The 18,795-nt window shown below is 71.6% G+C and carries 14 protein-coding genes; 2 read left to right on the forward strand and 12 right to left on the reverse strand.

The annotated features are described in order from the left end of the window. Positions 1-83: 83 nt before the first annotated feature. Positions 84-2,204: a PhoX family phosphatase gene (locus O7606_RS16990; RefSeq protein ID WP_281595006.1), complete on the forward strand. Its 2,121-nt coding sequence runs from the start codon at positions 84-86 to the stop codon at positions 2,202-2,204. A 64-nt stretch (positions 2,205-2,268) separates the two neighbouring features. On the opposite strand, the gene O7606_RS16995 is transcribed toward O7606_RS16990, so the two are convergent. After that, positions 2,269-3,051 carry an IclR family transcriptional regulator C-terminal domain-containing protein gene (locus tag O7606_RS16995; RefSeq protein WP_281595007.1) on the reverse strand — a complete coding sequence of 261 codons (783 nt, stop codon included), beginning with the start codon at positions 3,049-3,051 and terminating at the stop codon, positions 2,269-2,271. A 185-nt stretch (positions 3,052-3,236) separates the two neighbouring features. Here O7606_RS16995 and O7606_RS17000 point away from each other — a divergent pair, with 185 nt between their 5' ends. Beyond that, positions 3,237-4,424 carry an MFS transporter gene (locus O7606_RS17000; protein WP_281595008.1) on the forward strand — a complete coding sequence of 396 codons (1,188 nt, stop codon included), beginning with the start codon at positions 3,237-3,239 and terminating at the stop codon, positions 4,422-4,424. A gap of 53 nt (positions 4,425-4,477) precedes the next feature. Here the strand turns inward: O7606_RS17000 and O7606_RS17005 are convergent, their stop codons facing one another. From O7606_RS17005 to nuoE, 11 genes are all read right to left on the reverse strand, one after another. Then, positions 4,478-5,563 carry a polyprenyl synthetase family protein gene (locus O7606_RS17005; RefSeq protein WP_281595009.1) on the reverse strand — a complete coding sequence of 362 codons (1,086 nt, stop codon included), beginning with the start codon at positions 5,561-5,563 and terminating at the stop codon, positions 4,478-4,480. Between the two features lie 57 nt (positions 5,564-5,620). Continuing rightward, the gene (gene nuoN / locus O7606_RS17010; protein ID WP_281595010.1) at positions 5,621-7,177 is read right to left on the reverse strand and encodes an NADH-quinone oxidoreductase subunit NuoN; all 1,557 of its coding nucleotides are present in this window, start codon (positions 7,175-7,177) and stop codon (positions 5,621-5,623) included. Next, on the reverse strand, positions 7,174-8,706 hold the full coding sequence (locus tag O7606_RS17015; RefSeq protein WP_281595011.1) for an NADH-quinone oxidoreductase subunit M: 1,533 nt from the start codon (positions 8,704-8,706) through the stop codon (positions 7,174-7,176). The genes nuoN and O7606_RS17015 overlap by 4 nt, the downstream gene beginning before the upstream one ends. Positions 8,707-8,770: 64 nt before the next feature. Continuing rightward, complete coding sequence (gene nuoL / locus O7606_RS17020) at positions 8,771-10,696, reverse strand: NADH-quinone oxidoreductase subunit L (protein WP_281595012.1); 1,926 nt, start codon at positions 10,694-10,696, stop codon at positions 8,771-8,773. Between the two features lie 12 nt (positions 10,697-10,708). Continuing rightward, a complete protein-coding gene (gene nuoK, locus O7606_RS17025) occupies positions 10,709-11,008 on the reverse strand; it encodes an NADH-quinone oxidoreductase subunit NuoK (RefSeq protein WP_088959269.1) in 300 nt (99 codons plus the stop codon). Further along, positions 11,005-11,775 (reverse strand): NADH-quinone oxidoreductase subunit J, encoded by a 771-nt coding sequence (locus tag O7606_RS17030; protein WP_281595013.1) that lies wholly within the window; start codon positions 11,773-11,775, stop codon positions 11,005-11,007. Before O7606_RS17030 ends, nuoK begins: the two co-directional genes overlap by 4 nt. Further along, complete coding sequence (gene nuoI / locus O7606_RS17035) at positions 11,772-12,413, reverse strand: NADH-quinone oxidoreductase subunit NuoI (protein WP_281595014.1); 642 nt, start codon at positions 12,411-12,413, stop codon at positions 11,772-11,774. Before nuoI ends, O7606_RS17030 begins: the two co-directional genes overlap by 4 nt. Position 12,414: 1 nt before the next feature. Further along, positions 12,415-13,767: an NADH-quinone oxidoreductase subunit NuoH gene (gene nuoH / locus O7606_RS17040; RefSeq protein WP_281595015.1), complete on the reverse strand. Its 1,353-nt coding sequence runs from the start codon at positions 13,765-13,767 to the stop codon at positions 12,415-12,417. Between the two features lie 31 nt (positions 13,768-13,798). Continuing rightward, positions 13,799-16,297, reverse strand: coding sequence for an NADH-quinone oxidoreductase subunit G (locus tag O7606_RS17045; protein ID WP_281595017.1), 2,499 nt, complete (start codon positions 16,295-16,297; stop codon positions 13,799-13,801). Positions 16,298-16,409: 112 nt separating this feature from the next. Continuing rightward, complete coding sequence (gene nuoF, locus O7606_RS17050) at positions 16,410-17,726, reverse strand: NADH-quinone oxidoreductase subunit NuoF (protein ID WP_281595018.1); 1,317 nt, start codon at positions 17,724-17,726, stop codon at positions 16,410-16,412. Further along, positions 17,723-18,784, reverse strand: coding sequence for an NADH-quinone oxidoreductase subunit NuoE (gene nuoE / locus O7606_RS17055; RefSeq protein WP_281595019.1), 1,062 nt, complete (start codon positions 18,782-18,784; stop codon positions 17,723-17,725). Before nuoE ends, nuoF begins: the two co-directional genes overlap by 4 nt. Positions 18,785-18,795 lie beyond the last annotated feature (11 nt).

Here is an 18,795-nt window from a genome sequence, read left to right on the forward strand (position 1 = left end):
TCAACCGACCCTCCTAGCGTCCGGCAGGTACGCGCGCCCCTCGGGTCCCGACGGGCGCCCACCCCTCCAGGAGGCTCCTCCACATGAGCGAACGACGCCGGCTGCTTCCCCTGCTGGGCGCCAACCGCCACGGCAGCCGCGACTCGATGACCTGCCTGTACCGGTGCGGCAACGCCTGTGACCACCCGGTGCCCAACACCTCCGACAACCCGTACCTCGGTGACCTGGTACGGGGTGAGGTCTCCCGCCGTGGCGTGGTCCGTGCCGGCGCGGTCGGCGCGCTGGTGCTGGGCGTCGGCGGCTCGCTGGCCGGCGCCGGCGCGGCCTCGGCCGCGCCCGCCGCCCCGGAGCTGCCCGAGGTGGAGAACTTCGCCGCCCCCGCCGCCGGTGAGCCGACCGGCGGCGGCGCGCTCACCTTCAAGGCCGTCCCGCCGAACAAGCTGGACACCTTCGTCGTGCCGAACGGGTACGACCACTCGGTGGTGATCCGCTGGGGTGACGAGGTCGTGCCGGGCGCGCCCGAGCTGGACGTGCGCCGCCAGACCGCGGCCCGTCAGTCGAAGCAGTTCGGCTACAACAACGACTTCGTCGGCGTGCTCCCGCTGGACAGGAAGGGCAAGCGGGCGCTGCTCGTGGTCAACCACGAGTACACCAACGAGGAGCTGATGTTCCCCGGCTTCACCAGCCACGACGCGCTCGACGTCGAGCAGGTGAAGGCGGCCATGGCCGCGCACGGGCTCTCCGTGGTGGAGCTGGAGCGGGTCGGCGACACCGGCGAGTACCGGGTGGTCACCAAGGGCGCCCGGAAGTACAACCGGCGGATCACCGCGCTGGCCACGAAGTTCGAGCTGACCGGCCCGGCCGCCGGGTCGGCGTGGCTGCGGACGGCGGCGGACCCGAAGGGCCGCACCGTCGTCGGCACGCTCAACAACTGCGCCGGCGGGGTGACCCCGTGGGGCACCGTGCTCTCCGGCGAGGAGAACTTCAACCAGTACTTCGTCGGCGGCGACGCCGCCCCGGCCGACCTGAAGCCGAAGCTGGCCCGGTACGGCATCGACACCACCAACCGGTACCCGTCGGGCAGCCGGAAGTGGGATCGGGCCGACGAGCGGTTCGACCTGGCCAGGCACCCCAACGAGGCGCACCGGCACGGCTGGATCGTCGAGGTCGACCCGTTCGACCCGGAGGGCCGCCCGCGCAAGCACACCGCGCTGGGCCGGTTCAAGCACGAGGGCGCGAACGTCATCGTGGCGCGCAGCGGCCACGTCGTCGCGTACCTGGGTGACGACGAGCGGTTCGACTACCTCTACAAGTTCGTCTCCGACAAGAAGTACCGGCCGGGCAACTCCTGGCAGGCCCGCGAGCACAACCTGACCCTGCTGGAGTCGGGCACGCTGTACGTGGCGAAGCTGGATTACACCAGCGCCGACGAGATCGACGGCTCCGGGAAGCTGCCGACCGACGGCGCGTTCAACGGCCGGGGCACCTGGATCAGGCTGGTCAGCGGCGACCGCTCGTACGTCGACGGGATGACCGCCGCGGACGTGCTCACCTTCACCCGGCTCGCCGGGGACAAGGTCGGCGCGACCAAGATGGACCGTCCGGAGGACGTCGAGCCGAGCCTGCGCACCGGCAAGGTGTACGTGGCCCTGACCAACAACACCAACCGGGGCACCGGCAGCAACCCGAAGGCGGACGAGGCCAACCCGCGTACCGCCAACCGGCACGGGCACATCCTGGAGCTGGTCGAGGACCGGGGCGACAACACCGCCGGCACGTTCGCCTGGTCGCTGCCGATCGTCTGCGGCGACCCGGCCGACCCGGCGACCTACTTCTCCGGGTACGACAAGTCGAAGGTCTCGCCGATCTCCTGCCCGGACAACGTCGCCTTCGACAGCGCCGGCAACCTGTGGATCTCCACCGACGGCAACGCGTTGGGCAGCAACGACGGCCTTTTCGCCACCCCCGTCGAGGGGCCGGAGAAGGGCCACCTGAAGCAGTTCCTCACCGTGCCGATCGGCGCGGAGACCTGTGGCCCGTTCATCACCGGCGACGACCGGTCGGTGTTCGTGGCGGTGCAGCACCCCGGTGAGATCAGCGGGGCGTCCATCGACAACCCGGCCTCGAACTGGCCGGACGGCGACTTCGCCAAGCCGGGCGTCGTGGTCACCTGGCGTCTCGACGGCCGCCACATCGGCGCCTGATCGCACGCGACGCGAAGGGGTCCCCCGCCGGTCCGGCGGGGGACCCCTTTCGGACGCCGCGCGGTCAGTGTTCGGTGGCGATGCCGTCGGCGACGCTGCGGGCCACCGCGAGCAGCTTGGCCCGGACCACCCGGGCGGAGGTCATCATCTCGCCGGCCGGCAGCGCGCAGGCCAGCACCACCCGCCGCTCGATGTCCTTGTCCGGCGCGACGAGCACCGCCGCGCAGGCCACCCCCTGCCGGAACTGGCCCAGCTCCAACTGCATGCCGCGCCGGTCCCCGGTGGCCAGGTCGCTCTCGAACGCCTCGGGCGTGGTCAGGGTGGCGGCGGTGAACGGCCGCATGCCGTACTCCCGCAGGTAGCGGAAGCGCTGCTCGCTGGTGAGCGTGGCCAGCAGCGCCTTGCCCAACGCCGTCGCGTGCGCGGCCTCGTCGAAGCCGGGCACCAGATCCTCCAGGTACGGCGACCGCGCGCCCTCGGCCACCGCCGTGATCGCCACCTGGCCGCCGACGAACCGGCCGAGGAAGTGGCTGTGACCGCTGTCGACGGCCGCCCGCCGGAGTGTCTCGCCGACGACCGCCGGGCCCCGGAACGCGGTGACGAGCTCCCGGTACCGGTCGGCGATCTCCAGCCCGACGATGTACGTGCCGTCCTCCCGCCGGATCACGTAGCCCTCGTAGGCCAGGGTCCGGACGAGATGGTAGGTGGTGGCCACCGTCAACTCGCAGCGTCGGGCGATCTGCTTGACCGTCAGGCCTTTCGGAGCGCGACCGACCGCCTCCAGGACCCGTAGCGCGCGGGAGACGCTGCGGATGAGATCGGAAGGTTCCGCTAGGGGGTCGCGCACAACCACCTCCGCCGCTGGGGATCTACACCATATGAAAAACAGGCTCCATGCGAAACGCCTGCCCGATCGAGGATGCCAGATATCCATCGACTGTGTGTGCACCGACAGACACAGTGAGTTGATCGTTTTGTGATCCGCGTCCGATCCGCCCGACCTGTAACACCTGCTGGGTACGTTTGCCGCCGATGACCGAGCCCGCGCGCAGCCGCCCCCGCCCTGCCGACGCCGCCCCGTCCACCCGCCCGGCGCGGGTCGGTGTCGGCGCGGTCACCACCACCGTGGCCTGCGTGCTGCCGGTCTTCCTGGTCGGTGGCCTGGCCGTGCAGATGGGCGAGGACCTCCGGTTCACCCCGGCCGGGCTGGGCGTGGCGGTCGCCGTCTACTTCGGCGTCAGCGCGCTCGCCTCGATCCCGTCCGGGCGGCTCGTCGAACGGTACGGCCCCAGCCGGGTCGCCCGCGCCGGCGTCGGCCTGGCCGCCGGCTGCCTGCTCGCCATCGCCGCGTTCGCCCGGTCGTTCCCCGTGCTGGTCGCCCTGCTGGCGGTGGGGGCCGCCGCCAACGCCCTCGGCCAGTTGGCCAGCAACGCCAGCCTGGCCCGGCACGTGCCCGCCCGACGGCAGGGGTTGTCGTTCGGCGTCAAGCAGGCCGCCGTGCCGGTCGCCACGCTGCTGGCCGGCATGGCGGTGCCCGCCGTCGCGTTGACCGTCGGCTGGCGGTGGGCGTTCGTCGTCGCGGCGGGCGCGGCGCTGGCCGCCCTGGGCGCCGTACCCGCACGGGAGCCCGGCCCGACCCGGCGGTCCGGCGGCGAACGGGGGCGACCCACCACGACGCTCGTCCTGATCGGGGTGGCCGCCACCCTGGCCGCCGCCGCCGCGAACGCGCTCGGCACGTTCCTGGTCGACTCGGCGGCCACCCGCGGCCTGGACCCCGGACTGGCCGGACTGACCCTCACCCTGGGCAGCGCGGTGTGCGTGCTGGCCCGGGTGGCCGGCGGCTGGCTGGCCGACCGGCGGGCCGGCGGACATGTCGGGCTGATCGCCGGTCAGCTCGGGGTGGGCGCGCTGGGTCTGGCGCTGCTCGCCGTGCCGGGCACCGGGCCACTGGTGGCCGGCGTGGTGCTCGGCTTCGGGCTGGGCTGGGCGTGGCCCGGCGTGATGAACTTCGCGGTGGTCCGACTGCACCCGGGCGCCCCGGCCACCGCCACCTCGATCACCCAGACCGGCGTGTACGCGGGCGGCTGCCTCGGCCCGCTGACGCTCGGCCCGCTGGCCGGCGGGTTCGGCTACCCGGTGATGTGGCTCGTGGCGGCCGTCGCCATGCTGCTGGCCGCCCTGCTGATGCTGACCGCGACCCGCGCCCTGCCGCGCCCCTGACGGCCCCGCCGACGACCGGCGGCCGAGCGCGCCCGGCTCCTGGCCGGGGCGGCTCAGCTCGTGCGGTCGGCGACGAAGTCGCAGAGGGACTGCAGGGCCCGGCGGGCCGGCACGTCGGGCAGCGGAGCGAGCCGCTCGCGGGCCTCCTCGGCGTAGCTGCGGACGGTCTCCCGGGCCCGCTTCAGGGCCGGGGACTCCCGGAGCAGACCCAGCGCCTCGGCGTGCAGGTCGTCGTCGGTGAGCGGACCGGTGGCCAGGATCTCCCGCAGCCGCGCCGAGGCGGGGTCGGCGTCGTCCGAGGCGAGCGCGTACAGCACCGGCAGGGTGGGTACGCCCTCGCGCAGGTCGGTGCCCGGGGTCTTGCCGGACTGCACCGACTCGGAGGAGATGTCGAGCAGGTCGTCGGAGAGCTGGAAGGCCAGCCCGATCGTCTCGCCGTACCCGGCCAGGGCGTCGACGTGCGCGGCGGGCGCGCCGCCGAACATGCCGCCGAAGCGGGCGGAGGTGGCGATCAGCGAGCCGGTCTTCTCGGCGATCACGTGCAGGTAGTGCCGGACCGGGTCGTCACCGGCCCGGGGGCCCACCGTCTCGGCGATCTGGCCGTGCACCAGCCGGGCGAAGGTGCGCGCCTGCAGGCGTACCGCCTCGGTGCCCAGGTCGGCGGCGATGTCGGCGGCCCGGGCGAAGAGGTAGTCGCCGACCAGGATGGCCACCGAGTTCGTCCAGCGGGAGTTCGCGCTCGGCGCGCCCCGCCGGACGGCCGCCTCGTCCATCACGTCGTCGTGGTAGAGCGTCGCCAGGTGGGTGAGCTCCATCACCACGGCGGCCGGGACGACCTGCGGGCCGGTCGGATCACCGAACTGGGCGCCCAGCGCCACCAGCAGCGGCCGGAACCGCTTCCCGCCGGCCTCCATCAGGTGCCGGGCGGCCTCGCCGACGAGCGGATCGGCGCTCGCCACGCTCGCCCGCAGCTCGACCTCGACCGTTTCGAGCAGCCCGAGCACGGACGCCTCGATCCGGGGGTCGGCAAGATAGAGCCCGAGCGAGTCGAATTGACCCGCGCTCGGCCGACTCCGGCGGCTGCCGGAGCCGGTGGCGCCTGTTCGCTGGCCAGCCGCTGTCTCCACGCCCTCAACCATGCCACACCCGTTCGACCGGTTCCGGTCGGGGCAGCCCCGACCGGAACCGCCGATCGGTCATCGGATGAACTGCGCGGCCCCGTCGGCCAGGTCGAGCAGCGGGCCCGGAAGAACGCCCAGCAGCAGCGTGGCGGCCACCCCGATCATCAGGGCGGCGGCGGTCAGCCCGCCGGGCACGGTCACCGTCGGGGTGGCGTCACCCGGCTCGGAGAGCCACATCATCACCACGACCCGCAGGTACGGGAAGGCCAGCACCATGCTGGTCAGCACGCCGGCGATCACCAGCCACGCCTGCCCGCCCTCCAGCGCCGGGCCGAAGACCGCGAACTTGCTGGTGAAACCGCTGGTCAGCGGGATGCCGGCGAAGGCCAGCAGGACGAACGTGAACAGCGCGGCGTAGAGCGGCGAACGCCGGCCCAGCCCCGCCCAGCGGGACAGGTGGGTGGCCTCGCCGTCGGCGTCCCGGACCAGGGTGACCAGAGCGAACGCGGCCAGCACCGAGAAGCCGTACGCGACCAGGTAGAACATCGTGCCGGAGAGACCACCGCTGCCCGGCGCGAGCACGCCGACCAGCAGGTAGCCGGCGTTGGCGATGGACGAGTACGCCAGCAGCCGCTTGATGTCGGTCTGGGTGACCGCCAGCACCGCCCCGACCAGCATGGTGAGCACCGCCACCGCGCCCAGCACCGGGGTGAAGTCCCAGGCCGCCCCGCCGAACGCCACGTGGAAGATGCGCAGCAGCGCGCCGAACGCGGCCACCTTGGTGCAGGCCGCCATGAACCCGGTGACCGGGGTCGGCGCGCCCTGGTAGACGTCCGGCGTCCAGACGTGGAACGGCGCCGCCGCCGCCTTGAACAGCAGGCCGATGGAGATCAACGCGATGCCGGCGAAGAGCAGCACCCGGCTGGACGTCGACTCGCTCACCGCCACCGCGACGGTGTCCAGGTCCACCCCGGCCGGCCGGTTCGGCAGACCGGCCGTGAAGCCGTACACCAGCGCCACGCCGAACAGGAAGAACGCCGAGGCGTACGCGCCGAGCAGGAAGTACTTCATCGCGGCTTCCTGGCTGAGCAGCCGGCGCCGACGGGCCAGCGCGCAGAGCAGGTACAGCGGCAGCGAGAAGACCTCGAGCGCGATGAACATGGTCAGCAGGTCGTTCGCCGCCACGAAGATCAACATGCCGGCGATGGCGAAGGTGGTCAGCGGGAAGACCTCGGTCGTCCCGTTCTGCCCCTCCGCCTGCCGCCGGTCGTCGGCCGACTCGGCGGTGACCGCGGCCTGCGCGACGAACGCGCCACCCCGCTCCACGGTCCGCTCGCCGATCAGCAGCAGCGCCACCCCGGCGAGGACCAGGATGCCGCCCTGGAGGAAGAGCGTCGGCCCGTCCACCGCGATCGCCCCGCCGATGGTGATGCCCCGGCGGTCGTCGGCGAAGATCACCGCCACGAACGCGACCACCACCGACACCAGCGCGAGCAGAAGCTGGACCGGGTGCCGGCCCCGGCGGGGCACGAACGCCTCCACCAGCACGCCGAGCAGGGCCGCGCCCAGCATCACCAGGATCGGCAGAAGCCCCAGATACTCGATAGACGGCAACTTGAGCTGCTCGGTCACTTTGCTGCCTCCTGGACGCTGCCGACCGTCGGCGCGGGGTCGGTACTGCCGACGTCCTGCATGGTCGCCTGGACGGCCGGGTTGATGACATCGGTGAGCGGCTTCGGGTAGAAGCCGAGCAGCACGATCAGCGCGATCAGCGGGGCGACCACGACCTTCTCGCGCAGGTTCAGGTCCCGCCGCATGCCCTCGACCTCGGTCAACGCCGGGTTCAGGGTGCCCTGCGTGGTGCGCTGCACCATCCACAGCACGTACGCGGCGGCCAGGATGATGCCCAGCGTGGCGATCACCGCGACCGGCTTGTTCACCGTGAACGTGCCGATCAGCACCAGGAACTCGGAGACGAACGGCGCGGTGCCGGGCAGCGCCAGCGAGGCCAGACCGGCGAAGAACAGCACCCCGGCCAACACCGGCACCAGCTTGCCCGCGCCGCCGAAGTCGCTGATCAGCGCCGAGCCCCGGCGGGCCACCAGCATGCCCACCACCAGGAAGAGCAGGCCGGTGGCCAGGCCGTGGTTGACCATGTAGAGCACCGCGCCGGTGCCGGCCTGGGTGGTGAAGGCGAAGATGCCGACGCCGATGAACCCGAAGTGCGCGATCGAGGTGTACGACACCAGCCGCTTCAGGTCGTTCTGGCCGACCGCGAGCAGCGCGGCGTAGATGATGCCGATCACGCCCAGCGCCAGCGCCCACGGCGCGAACCACTTCGACGCCTCCGGGAACATCGGCAGGCAGTACCGCAGGATGCCGAACGTGCCGACCTTGTCCAGCACGCCGACGAGCAGCGCGGCGGCGCCGGCCGGGGCCGCCCCACCGGCGTCCGGCAGCCAGGTGTGGAACGGGAAGAACGGCGCCTTGATGGCGAACGCGACGAAGAAGCCGAGGAACAGCCAACGCTCGGTGCCGGTGGAGATGTCCGCCTGCACCAGGGTCTGCCAGTCGAAGGTCTTCCCGCCGACCACCCAGAGGCCGATCACGGCGGCCAGCATGAACAGCCCGCCGACCAGGGAGTAGAGGAAGAACTTCACCGCCGCGTACTGGCGTCGGTGGCTGCCGTAGCTGCCGATGATGAAGTACATCGGCACCAGCATGACCTCGAAGAACACGTAGAACAGGAACACGTCGGCGGCGGCGAAGACGCCGATCATGGTGCTCTCCAGCACCAGCAGCAGCGCGAAGTAGACCGGGACGGACCGCTTGGACTGCTCCGCGTCGTGCCAGGAGGCCAGGATCACCAGCGGCACCAGCACCGCGATCAGCATCAGCATGACCAGCGCGATGCCGTCGGCGGCGAAGGTGAACTTCGCGTCCCACTGCGGGATCCAGGTGTAGGACTCGCGGAACTGGAACCGCTCGCCCCCGGTCTTGAAGGCCACCCACATGACCACGGTCAGCGCCAGCACCGCCAGCGACCAGACGAAGGCGACCTGCTTGGCGAAGTCGGGCCGGTCACGCGGCAGGAAGACCACGATCAGCGCGCCGACCAGCGGCGCCACGGTCAGCACCGAGAGGAAGGGGAAGTCGGACATTATGCGGCCTTACCTCCGTCGTTACTGCGCGATCCGCCGGCAGCGGCGGCCGGGAAGAGGTCGATCACGCGAACCACCCCGCCTGTACGGCCAGGAACGCGGCCACCACCAGCAGCGCGCCGGTGAGGATCGACGTCGCGTACGACCGGACGAAGCCGGTCTGCAGCCGCCGGAGCCGGGCCGAGCCGCCGCCCACGCCCGCGGCCAGACCGTTCACCAGGCCGTCGATGCCCCGGTTGTCCAGGAAGACGAGCGCCCGGGTCAGGAAGACGCCCGGCTTCTCGAAGACCGCCTCGTTGACCGCGTCGGTGTAGAGGTTGCGCCGGGCGGCGGTGACCAGCACCCCGGCCGGCTGCGGCGTGGTGGCGGTGCCGTTGCGGAACAGCATCCAGGCCAGCCCGGCGCCGAGCACCGTGACCAGCAGGGAGAGGATCGTGATGACGGTGTGCGACAGCACCGCGTGGTGACCCTCCTCCTGGCCGCCGAGCCCGGCGGTGGCCTCCAGCCAGTCCGGCACCGACGTGGCGAGCAGGAAACCGGCGCCGACCGAGCCGACCGCCAGCAGGATCAGCGGAATCGTCATCAGGGCCGGCGACTCGTGCGGGTGCTCGATGTCCTCGGTCCACCGCTTCGGGCCGTGGAAGGTGAGCACGAACAACCGGGTCATGTAGAAGGCGGTGAGCCCCGCGCCGAGCAGCGCCGCCCCGCCGAACAGCCAGGCCGTCCAGTCCTCCCGCTCGAACGCGGCCACGATGATCGGCTCCTTGGAGAAGAAGCCGGAGAACGGGAACATGCCGATGATGGCGAGCCAGCCCATCATGAACGTGATCCAGGTGACCTTCATGTACTTCGAGAGCCCGCCGAAGCGGCGGATGTCCACCTGGTCCTTCATGCCGTGCATGACCGAACCGGCCCCGAGGAACATGTTGGCCTTGAAGAAGCCGTGCGCCAGCAGGTGCACGATGGCCAGCGCGTACGCCGCGCCGCCCAGCCCGACGCCGAGGAACATGTAGCCGATCTGGCTGACCGTGGACCAGGCCAGCACCCGCTTGATGTCGTCCTTGGCGGAGCCGATGACGCAGCCCAGCAGCAGGGTGAGCGCGCCGACGCTGACCACCACGAGCTGGAGCGTCCCGTTGGCGGAGAACACCGGGTTGGACCGGGCGATCAGGTACACGCCGGCGGTGACCATGGTGGCGGCGTGGATGAGCGCCGACACCGGGGTCGGGCCCTCCATCGCGTCCGGCAGCCACGCCTGGAGCGGGAACTGGCCGGACTTGCCGGTCGCGCCGAGCAGCAGCAGCAGGCCCAGCGCCAGGACGGTGCCGCCGGCCAGGCCGGTGACGCCGTTGAAGACCTCGTCGTACTGGGTGGTGCCCAGGGTGGCGAACATGATGAAGATGCCGATGGCCAGGCCGGCGTCGCCGACCCGGTTCATCAGGAACGCCTTCTTGCCGGCCGTCGCCGCGCTCGGCCGGTCCGACCAGAAGCTGATCAGCAGGTACGACGCCAGACCGACGCCCTCCCAGCCGAAGTAGAGCATCACGTAGTTGTTGCCGAGCACCAGCAGCAGCATGGCGGCGACGAACAGGTTGAAGTACGCGAAGAACCGTCGCCGGCCCGGGTCGTGCGCCATGTACTCGACCGCGTACAGGTGGATCAGGAAGCCCACCCCGGTGATCAGCAGGACGAAGACCGCGGCCAGCGGGTCGAACAGCAGGCCGAAGTCCACCCGGAGGTCACCGACGGTGATGAAGTCCCAGAGGCTCAGCTCGACGGACTTGTTCTCCAGGCCGCGCAGCTGGAAGAAGTAGCTGAGACCCAGCACGAACGCGGCCCCGATCGCGGCCACCCCGAGCCAGTGCCCCCAGCGGTCGGCCCGCCGCCCGAGCAGCAGCAGGATCGCCGCGCTGACCAGCGGGACGGCCACCAGCAGCCAGACGCTGCCGAGGAGACCCGTGGCCTCTGCGTAACGCACAGTCTCTTCCACTGCGTCGGCCCCTTAGTACTTGAGCAGGTTGGCGTCGTCGACGCTCGCCGAGCGTCGAGTCCGGAAGATCGACATGATGATCGCGAGCCCGACGACGACCTCGGCGGCGGCCACCACCATCACGAAGAAGGCCATGATCTGGCCGTTCAGGTCGCCGTTGATCCGGCTGAACGTGACCAGGGTCAGGTTGGCCGCGTTGAGCATCAGCTCGACGCACATGAACAGCACGATCGCGTTGCGCCGGACGAGCACCCCGACCGCGCCGATGGTGAACAGCACCGCGGCCAGGATTAGGTAGTAGTCAGGGGTCATCGGTCCGTCCCCTTCAGGATGGTTTCCTCGGCCGTCATCTCCCGCACCGGCATGATCTCGGAGATGCCGCGGTCGGTCAGCCGGCCGTCGGGCAGGAGGGCCGGGGTGGCCACCGAGGAGGAGGTGGCGAAGACACCGGGGCCGGGCTTCGGGCCGGGGTAGTTGCCGGGCCGGAAGCGGGCCTTCATGGTCGCGATCTGGTCGACCTTGTCCTCCCGGCGCCGCTCGACGTGCGCCAGCACCATCGCGCCCACCGCGGCGGTGATCAGCAGCGCCGAGGTCAGCTCGAAGGCGAAGACGTACTTGGTGAACAGCAGCTCGGCGATGCCCTGGACGTTGCCGCCGGCGTTGGCCTCCTCCAGGCCGACCGGGGTGGTGCCGTCCAGCGCGCGGGACAGGCCACCGGCGACCAGGCCGGCGAAGCCCAGCCCGAGCAGGATCGCCGCCACCCGCTGCCCGCGCAGCGTCTCGATCAGCGAGTCCGAGGCGTCCCGGCCGACCAGCATCAGCACGAACAGGAACAGCATCATGATCGCGCCGGTGTAGACGATGATCTGCACCATGCCGATGAACGGCCCGGCCTGCAGGACGTAGAAGACGCCGAGGCAGAGCATGGTCAGCACCAGCCACAGCGCCGAGTGCACCGCGTTACGCGCCCAGAGCATGCCGATCGCGCCGAGCAACGCCAGCGGGGCGAGGATCCAGAAGGTGACCTCCTCGCCGCCGGAGACCTCGCCCGCCGCGGCCAGCACCGTAGACGTGGTCATGCCGTGTCTCCCTTGCCCGCTTCGGCCCGCTGGGCGGCCTGCTCGGCGCCGGGGAAGGTGACCCCCGGGTGGTCGTCGAGCGCGTACCGGCCGGGGCCCATCGGGGAGCGTTCCGCCCCGGCCGAGGTGCCCGGGTTCTCCAGCGCGCCGACGTAGTAGTCCTTCTCGCTGTCACCCAGCCGCATCGGGTGCGGCGGCTGCTCCATGCCGGGCAGCAGCGGCGCGAGGAGCTGCTCCTTGGTGAAGATCAGATCCTGCCGGTTGTCCCGGGCCAGCTCGTACTCGTTGCTCATGGTGAGCGAACGGGTCGGGCAGGCCTCGATGCAGAGCCCGCAGAAGATGCAACGGGCGTAGTTGATCTGGTAGATGCTGGCGTACCGCTCACCCGGGGAGAACCGCTGCTCCTCGGTGTTGTCGCCGCCCTCGACGTAGATCGCGTCCGCCGGGCAGGCCCACGCGCACAGCTCGCAGCCGATGCACTTCTCCAGCCCGTCCGGGTGCCGGTTGAGGATGTGCCGCCCGTGGTAGCGCGGCGCCGGGGTCGGTGGCTTGAACGGGTAGTCGGTCGTGACGACCTTCCTGAACATGTGCGAGAAGGTGACGCCGAAGCCCTTGAACGTTCCGGTGATCCCGCCCACGTCACACCTCCTTCGGGTCGGAGCTGGCGCCGACGTTGGCCGGCTCCCGCTCGGCCACCACCCGCCGGGTACGCGGGCTCGGTGGCACTTGCAGGTCCATGGGGGGTACCGGGAAGCTGCCGTGCGGCCGACGGTCGACGACCTCCTGCGGGGTCAGCTTCCGCTCCGGCTTCCGGTTCGGCCAGAACAGCAGCGCCAGCAGCGTCACGCCGCCGAGGACCGCCACCCCGTAACGCAGGCCGGGGGTCATGATCTCCCACTTGCGCATGGTGGCCAGCACCAGGATCCAGAGCAGACTGACCGGCAGCAGGACCTTCCAGCCCAGCCGCATGAACTGGTCGTACCGCAGCCGGGGCAGGGTGCCGCGCAGCCAGACGAAGACGAAGACCAGCAGGACCACCTTGCCGAAGAACCACAGCATCGGCCACCAACCGGAGTTGGCGCCCGCCCAGAACGTGGTGATCGGCGCGGGGGCCCGCCAGCCGCCGAGGAACAGCGTCACGGTGAACGCCGACATGGTCACCATGGCGACGTACTCGGAGAGCATGAAGAGCGCGAACTTCAGCGAGCTGTACTCGGTCTGGAACCCGGCGACCAGCTCGGACTCCGCCTCGGGCAGGTCGAACGGCGCCCGGTTGGTCTCCCCGACGATCCCGATGAAGAAGATCACGAAGCTGGGGAACAGCAGCAGGGCGTACCAGCCGGGGGCGGAGAACTCCTGCCCGAACACGTTGAGCTGGGTGCCGCTGGCCTGGGCGGCGACGATCCCGCTGGTCGACATCGTGCCGGCGGTCATGAAGACCGCGACGACGCTCAGCCCGAGCGTCACCTCGTACGAGATGAGCTGGGCGGTGGAGCGGAGCCCGCCGAGCAGCGGGTACGTCGAGCCGGAGGCCCAGCCGCCCAGCACGATGCCGTAGACCGCCAGCGAGGACAGGGCCAGCACCACCAGCACCGCCACCGACACGTCGGTGACCTGGAGCGGCGTCCGGTGACCGAAGATGCTCACCATCGGACCGAACGGGATCACCGACATGGCGGTGACCGCGCAGATCACCGAGACGGCCGGGGCGAAGAAGTAGACGACCCGGTCGGCCGCCTTCGGGAGGATGTCCTCCTTGAAGGCCAGCTTGAGGCCGTCGGCGAGGGTCTGGAGCAGACCGAGCGGGCCGATCTGGTTCGGGCCCGGCCGGACCTGCATGTAGCCCACGACCCGCCGCTCGAACCAGACGCCGAGCAGGGTGGCGAGCACACACACGACGAAGGCGAACAGGACCTTGATCAGGACCAGCCACCACGGGTCCTGGCCGAAGTCGGCGAGCGTCGGATCCTGCGCGAGGTAGACCGCGTTCACTGGGCACCCCCTTCGTTCACGACTGCGGGGCTCACTGGGCAGCACCCCCGGTGTTGAGGAGCGGACCCGGACGGTCGGCGGCGTCGGCCGCGACCGGGGCGGCCGTGGCCGCGGAGACGCGCACCACCGCTCCGGACGTCGCGCCGAGGCTGCGCCGCACGGTCGAACCGGGCGAGTTGGTGGGCAGCCAGACGACGCCGTCCGGCATCTCGGTGATCGCCACCGGCAGGGTCAGCGCCCCCCGGTCGGTGCCCACCGTCACCGGGTCGCCGTCGGCGACCCCCAGCGTCTCGGCGGTGCCCTTGCCCAGCCGGACCAGCGGCAGCCGGGCCGTGCCGCCCAGGATCTCGTCGCCGTCGGTGAGGCTGCCCAGGTCGACGAGCTGGTGCCAGGTGGCCAGCACCGCCTCGCCCGCGCCCGGCTGCGGCGCCGGCTGCGGCGCGACCGACGGGGTGGCGGGACGGTCGGTCCGGGTGGCCGGCAGCGCGCCCAGCTCCCGGCGGACGCTCAGCACGTCCCCGGTGCCGAGGGTGACCCCGAGCCGGGCGGCGAGCGCGTCGAGCACCCGGCCGTCGGCCATCGCCGGGGTCTGCAACACCGCGTCGAACGGCCGCAGCCGACCCTCCCAGTCCAGGAAGCTGCCGGCCTTCTCGACCACCGGGGCGACCGGGAAGACCACGTCGGCCCGCCGGGCCACCGCGCTCATCCGCAGCTCCAGGCTGACCAGGAACGGCACCTCGTCGAGGGCCTGCTCGGCCAGCCGCGGGTCGGCCAGGTCGGCCGGGTCGACCCCGGCCACCACCAGCGCGCCCAGCTTGCCGGCCGCGGCGTCGGCGACGATCCGGTCGGTGTCCCGGCCCGCCTGGCTGGGGATGACCCCGGCCGCGATGTCCCACGCCTCGCCCAGCTCGGCGCGGGCCGCCGGCTCGGTGACCAGCCGACCGCCCGGGAGGAGGTTCGGCAGGCAGCCGGTGTCCACCGCGCCCCGGTCACCCGCGCGCCGCGGCACCCAGGCCAGCTTCGCGCCGGTACGCCGGGCCACGTCGGCGGCGGCCGACAGGCCACCGGGGACGCTGGCCAGTCGCTCGCCGACGATCAGGATCGCGCCCGGCGTGCTGAGCGCCTCGCTTACCGTGTCGTGCTCGGCCAGCAGCAGCGCCTCCTCGCCGGGCACCACCCGGGCGAGCTTCGCGCCGAGCTTCTCCAGGCCACGGGTGGCGAACGGCGCGAGCGCGTACACCGTGAGCTTCTTCTTCAGGTACGCCTTGCGCAGCCGCAGGAAGAGGATCGGGCACTCCTCCTCCGGCTCCAGACCGGCCAGCACCACCGCCGGGGCGTTCTCCACGTCCGCGTAGGTGACGTCGGTGATCCCGGCGACGTCGCTGGCCAGGAACTCGGTCTCCTCGCGGGAGACCGGCCGGGCCCGGAAGTCGATGTCGTTGGTGTTCAGCACCACCCGGGCGAACTTCGCGTACGCGTAGGCGTCCTCGACGGTCAGCCGGCCGCCGGTGAGCACCGCCGCGCCCTGACCGCCGTCACGGGCCGCGGCCAGCCCCTCGGCGGCCACGGTGAGCGCCTCGCTCCAGGACGCCTCGCGCAGCTCACCGGTCTTCGTGTCCCGTACCAGCGGGGTGGTGATCCGGTCGAAGGCGCGGGTGTACTGGAAGCCCCACCGCCCCTTGTCGCAGTTCCACTCCTCGTTGACCTGCGGGTCGTCGCCGGCCAGCCGGCGCAGCACCTTGCCCCGCCGCCAGTCGGTGCGCTGCGCGCAACCGGCCGAGCAGTGCTCGCAGACGCTCGGGGTGGAGACCAGGTCGAACGGGCGGGCCCGGAACCGGTACTGGGCGCCGGTGAGCGCGCCGACCGGGCAGATCTGCACGGTGTTGCCGGAGAAGTACGAGTTGAACGGCACGTCGCCGGCGTCCTCGCCGTCGGGCGCCCCGTACGCCTCGTCCCGGTAGATGTTGATCTCCTCGGCGGAGGAGCGGCCCATCAGGTCGATGAACTTGTCCCCGGCGATCTCCTCGGAGAAGCGGGTGCAGCGCTGGCAGAGCACGCAGCGCTCCCGGTCCAGCAGGACCTGGGTGGAGATGTTCAGCGGCTTGGGGTACTCCCGCTTGTGCTCGTGGAAGCGGGAGTCGGTCCGGCCGGTGGACATCGCCTGGTTCTGCAGCGGGCACTCACCGCCCTTGTCACACATCGGGCAGTCGAGCGGGTGGTTGACCAGGAGCAGCTCCATGATCCCCTCCTGCGCCTTCTGGGCGACCGGAGAGGTGAGCTGGGTCCGGACCACCATGCCCTCGGCCACCGGCTGGGTGCAGGAGGCGACCGGCTTGCGCTGCCCCTCCACCTCGACCAGGCACTGCCGGCACGCGCCGGCCGGGGCCAGCAGTGGGTGGTCGCAGAACCGCGGGATCTCGGTGCCCATCTGCTCGGCCACCCGGATCAGCAGCGCGCCCTTCGGCGCGGTGACCTGGACACCGTCGATGGTCAGCGTGACGGTCTCGGTCTGCTTCGCTACGTCGGTCACTGCGCCAGCCTTTCGCTCGCGACTGCGGGGCTCGCTCCGCTCACTCCTCGCGCTCGCATCAGCCGCTCTCCATTCGCGACTGCGGGACTCGCAAGCTCGTTCCTCGCGCTCATCAGTGCGCCCCCACCAGGGTCTTCTCCGACAGCTTCGGAGCGGTGCGGCCCTCGATGTAGTCGAGGTAGTCCTGCTTGAAGTACTTCAGCGAGGAGGTGACCGGGCTGGTCGCGCCGTCACCCAGACCGCAGAACGAGCGGCCGAGGATGTTGTCGCAGGTGTCGAGCAGGGTGTCCAGGTCCTCGTGGGTGCCCTGACCGGCGAGGATCCGCCGGTACACCCGGACCATCCAGAAGTTGCCCTCCCGGCACGGGGTGCACTTGCCGCACGACTCGTGGTGGTAGAACTCCAGCCACCGGTACGTCGCGTAGACCGGGCAGTCCTGGTCGGAGAAGATCTGGGTGGCCGTGGTGCCGAGGATCGACCCGGCCGCCGCGACGCCCTCGAAGTCCAGCGGGACGTCCAGGTGCTCGGCGGTGAGCAGCGGGGTCGACGAGCCGCCCGGGGTCCAGAACTTCAGGTTGTGCCCCGGCAGCATCCCGCCGGCCAGCTCGATCAGCTCACGCAGGGTGATGCCCAGGCCGCACTCGTACTGACCCGGGTCGGCGATCCGGCCGGAGAGCGAGTAGATCATCGGGCCGGCGGACTTCTCCGTGCCCATGCTCTTCCACCAGTCCGCCCCGCCCAGCACGATGTACGGCACGCTGGCGATGGTGCCGACGTTGTTGACCACCGTCGGGCAGGCGTACAGGCCGTGCGTGGCCGGGAACGGCGGACGCAGCCGCGGCTGGCCCCGGAAACCCTCCAGGGAGTCCAGCAGCGCCGTCTCCTCGCCGCAGATGTACGCGCCGGCCCCGCCGTGCACCACCAGGTCCAGGTCGAAGCCGGAGCCGAGGATGTTCCGGCCGAGGAAACCCTTCGCGTACGCCTCCCGCACCGCGTTGCGCAGCCGGCGGGCGGCGTGCACCGCCTCGCCGCGGATGTAGATGTACGCCCGGTTGGCGCGGATCGCGTACGACGCGATGATCACGCCCTCGACCAGCGAGTGCGGGTCGTGCGTCATCAACGGCAGGTCCTTGCAGGTGCCCGGCTCGCCCTCGTCGGCGTTGACCACGAGGTAGTGCGGCTTGCCGTCGCCCTGCGGGATGAAGCCCCACTTCAGGCCGGTCGGGAAGCCCGCGCCGCCCCGGCCGCGCAGGCCGGAGTCCTTGACGAGCTGGATCAGGTCGTCGGGGTGCGCCTTGAGCGCCTTGCGCAGGGCGGCGTAGCCGTCCAGCTTCTGGTAGGTGTCGATCCGCCACGCGTCCGGCGACAGCCACCGCTTGGTGAGCACCGGGGTGAGCTTGGCCAGGGTCTCCGGCCGAGGCGTCGTCACTTGTTGGCCTCCGCTTCCTTGAGGGAGCGCTCCTGCGCGTCGGCGTCGTCGCCGGCGGGCTTGGCGTCCCCGGCCGGCGGGTTGGCCGCCGCGCCGGCGGCCTCCGCCTCCCGGGCGTCCCGGGCGGCCGGCGGAGCGCCGTCGACCGGGACCTTGGTGCCCGGCGCGTCCGGCACGGCGGTCCGCGCGTCCGGCTGCCGGGTCTCGGCGGCACGCACCTCGGGCGACTTGTCGTCCGGGGCCTTCACGTCCGGGGCGGTGCTGCCGCTGGCCCCCGCCGGCGTCGCCGGCTCACCGGCCGGCGCGGGCCGACCCGCCTGCGCCTTCTCGGCCTCCGCCTTGGCCTTCGCCTCGGCGGCGGCCCGGTCGGCCTCGGCCTTGCTGCGGATCGGGGTGCTCGGGTCGAAGCCCGGCACCGAGATGCCGTGCTGCTGGGCCAGGCGCAGCCCACGCAGGGTCGGCTCGCCGGGGCCGCCGTCGGCGACCGCGCCGTCCCGCTCGTCGGCGAAGCCGGCCAACTGCACCGACATCTCCTTCAGGGTGCAGAGCCGGGCGCCCCGGGTCGGCATCGGTCGGCCGCCCGCGCGCAGCTCCTCGACCACGCCCAGCGCGGTCTGCGGGTCGACGCCGTCGAAGAAGTCGTAGTTGACAGTCATCACCGGGCCGTAGTCGCAGGCCGCGAGGCACTCGGCATGCTCCAGGGTGATCGTCCCGTCGGCGGTGGTCTCGTCGTGACCGACGCCCAGGTGCTCGGCGAGGGTGTCGTAGACCTCCTGGCCGCCCAGCACGTTGCACATCGTGTTGGTGCAGACGCTGACCAGGTAGTCGCCGGTCGGCCGGCGCTTGTACATGGTGTAGAAGGTGGCGACCGCGCCGACCTGGGCCTTGTTCAGGCCGAGCGCCTCGGCGCAGAACTCCACGCCGGCCGGGGAGACGTAACCCTCCTCGGACTGCACCAGGTGCAGCAGCGGCAGCAGCGCCGACCGCGACCGGTCGGCCGGGTAGCGGGAGATGATCTCGCGCGCCCGCGCCCGAGTCTCGTCGGTGAAAACACTCATCAACGTCGCCT

This window comes from Micromonospora sp. WMMD882, from assembly GCF_027497255.1.
Lineage (GTDB): Bacteria > Actinomycetota > Actinomycetes > Mycobacteriales > Micromonosporaceae > Micromonospora.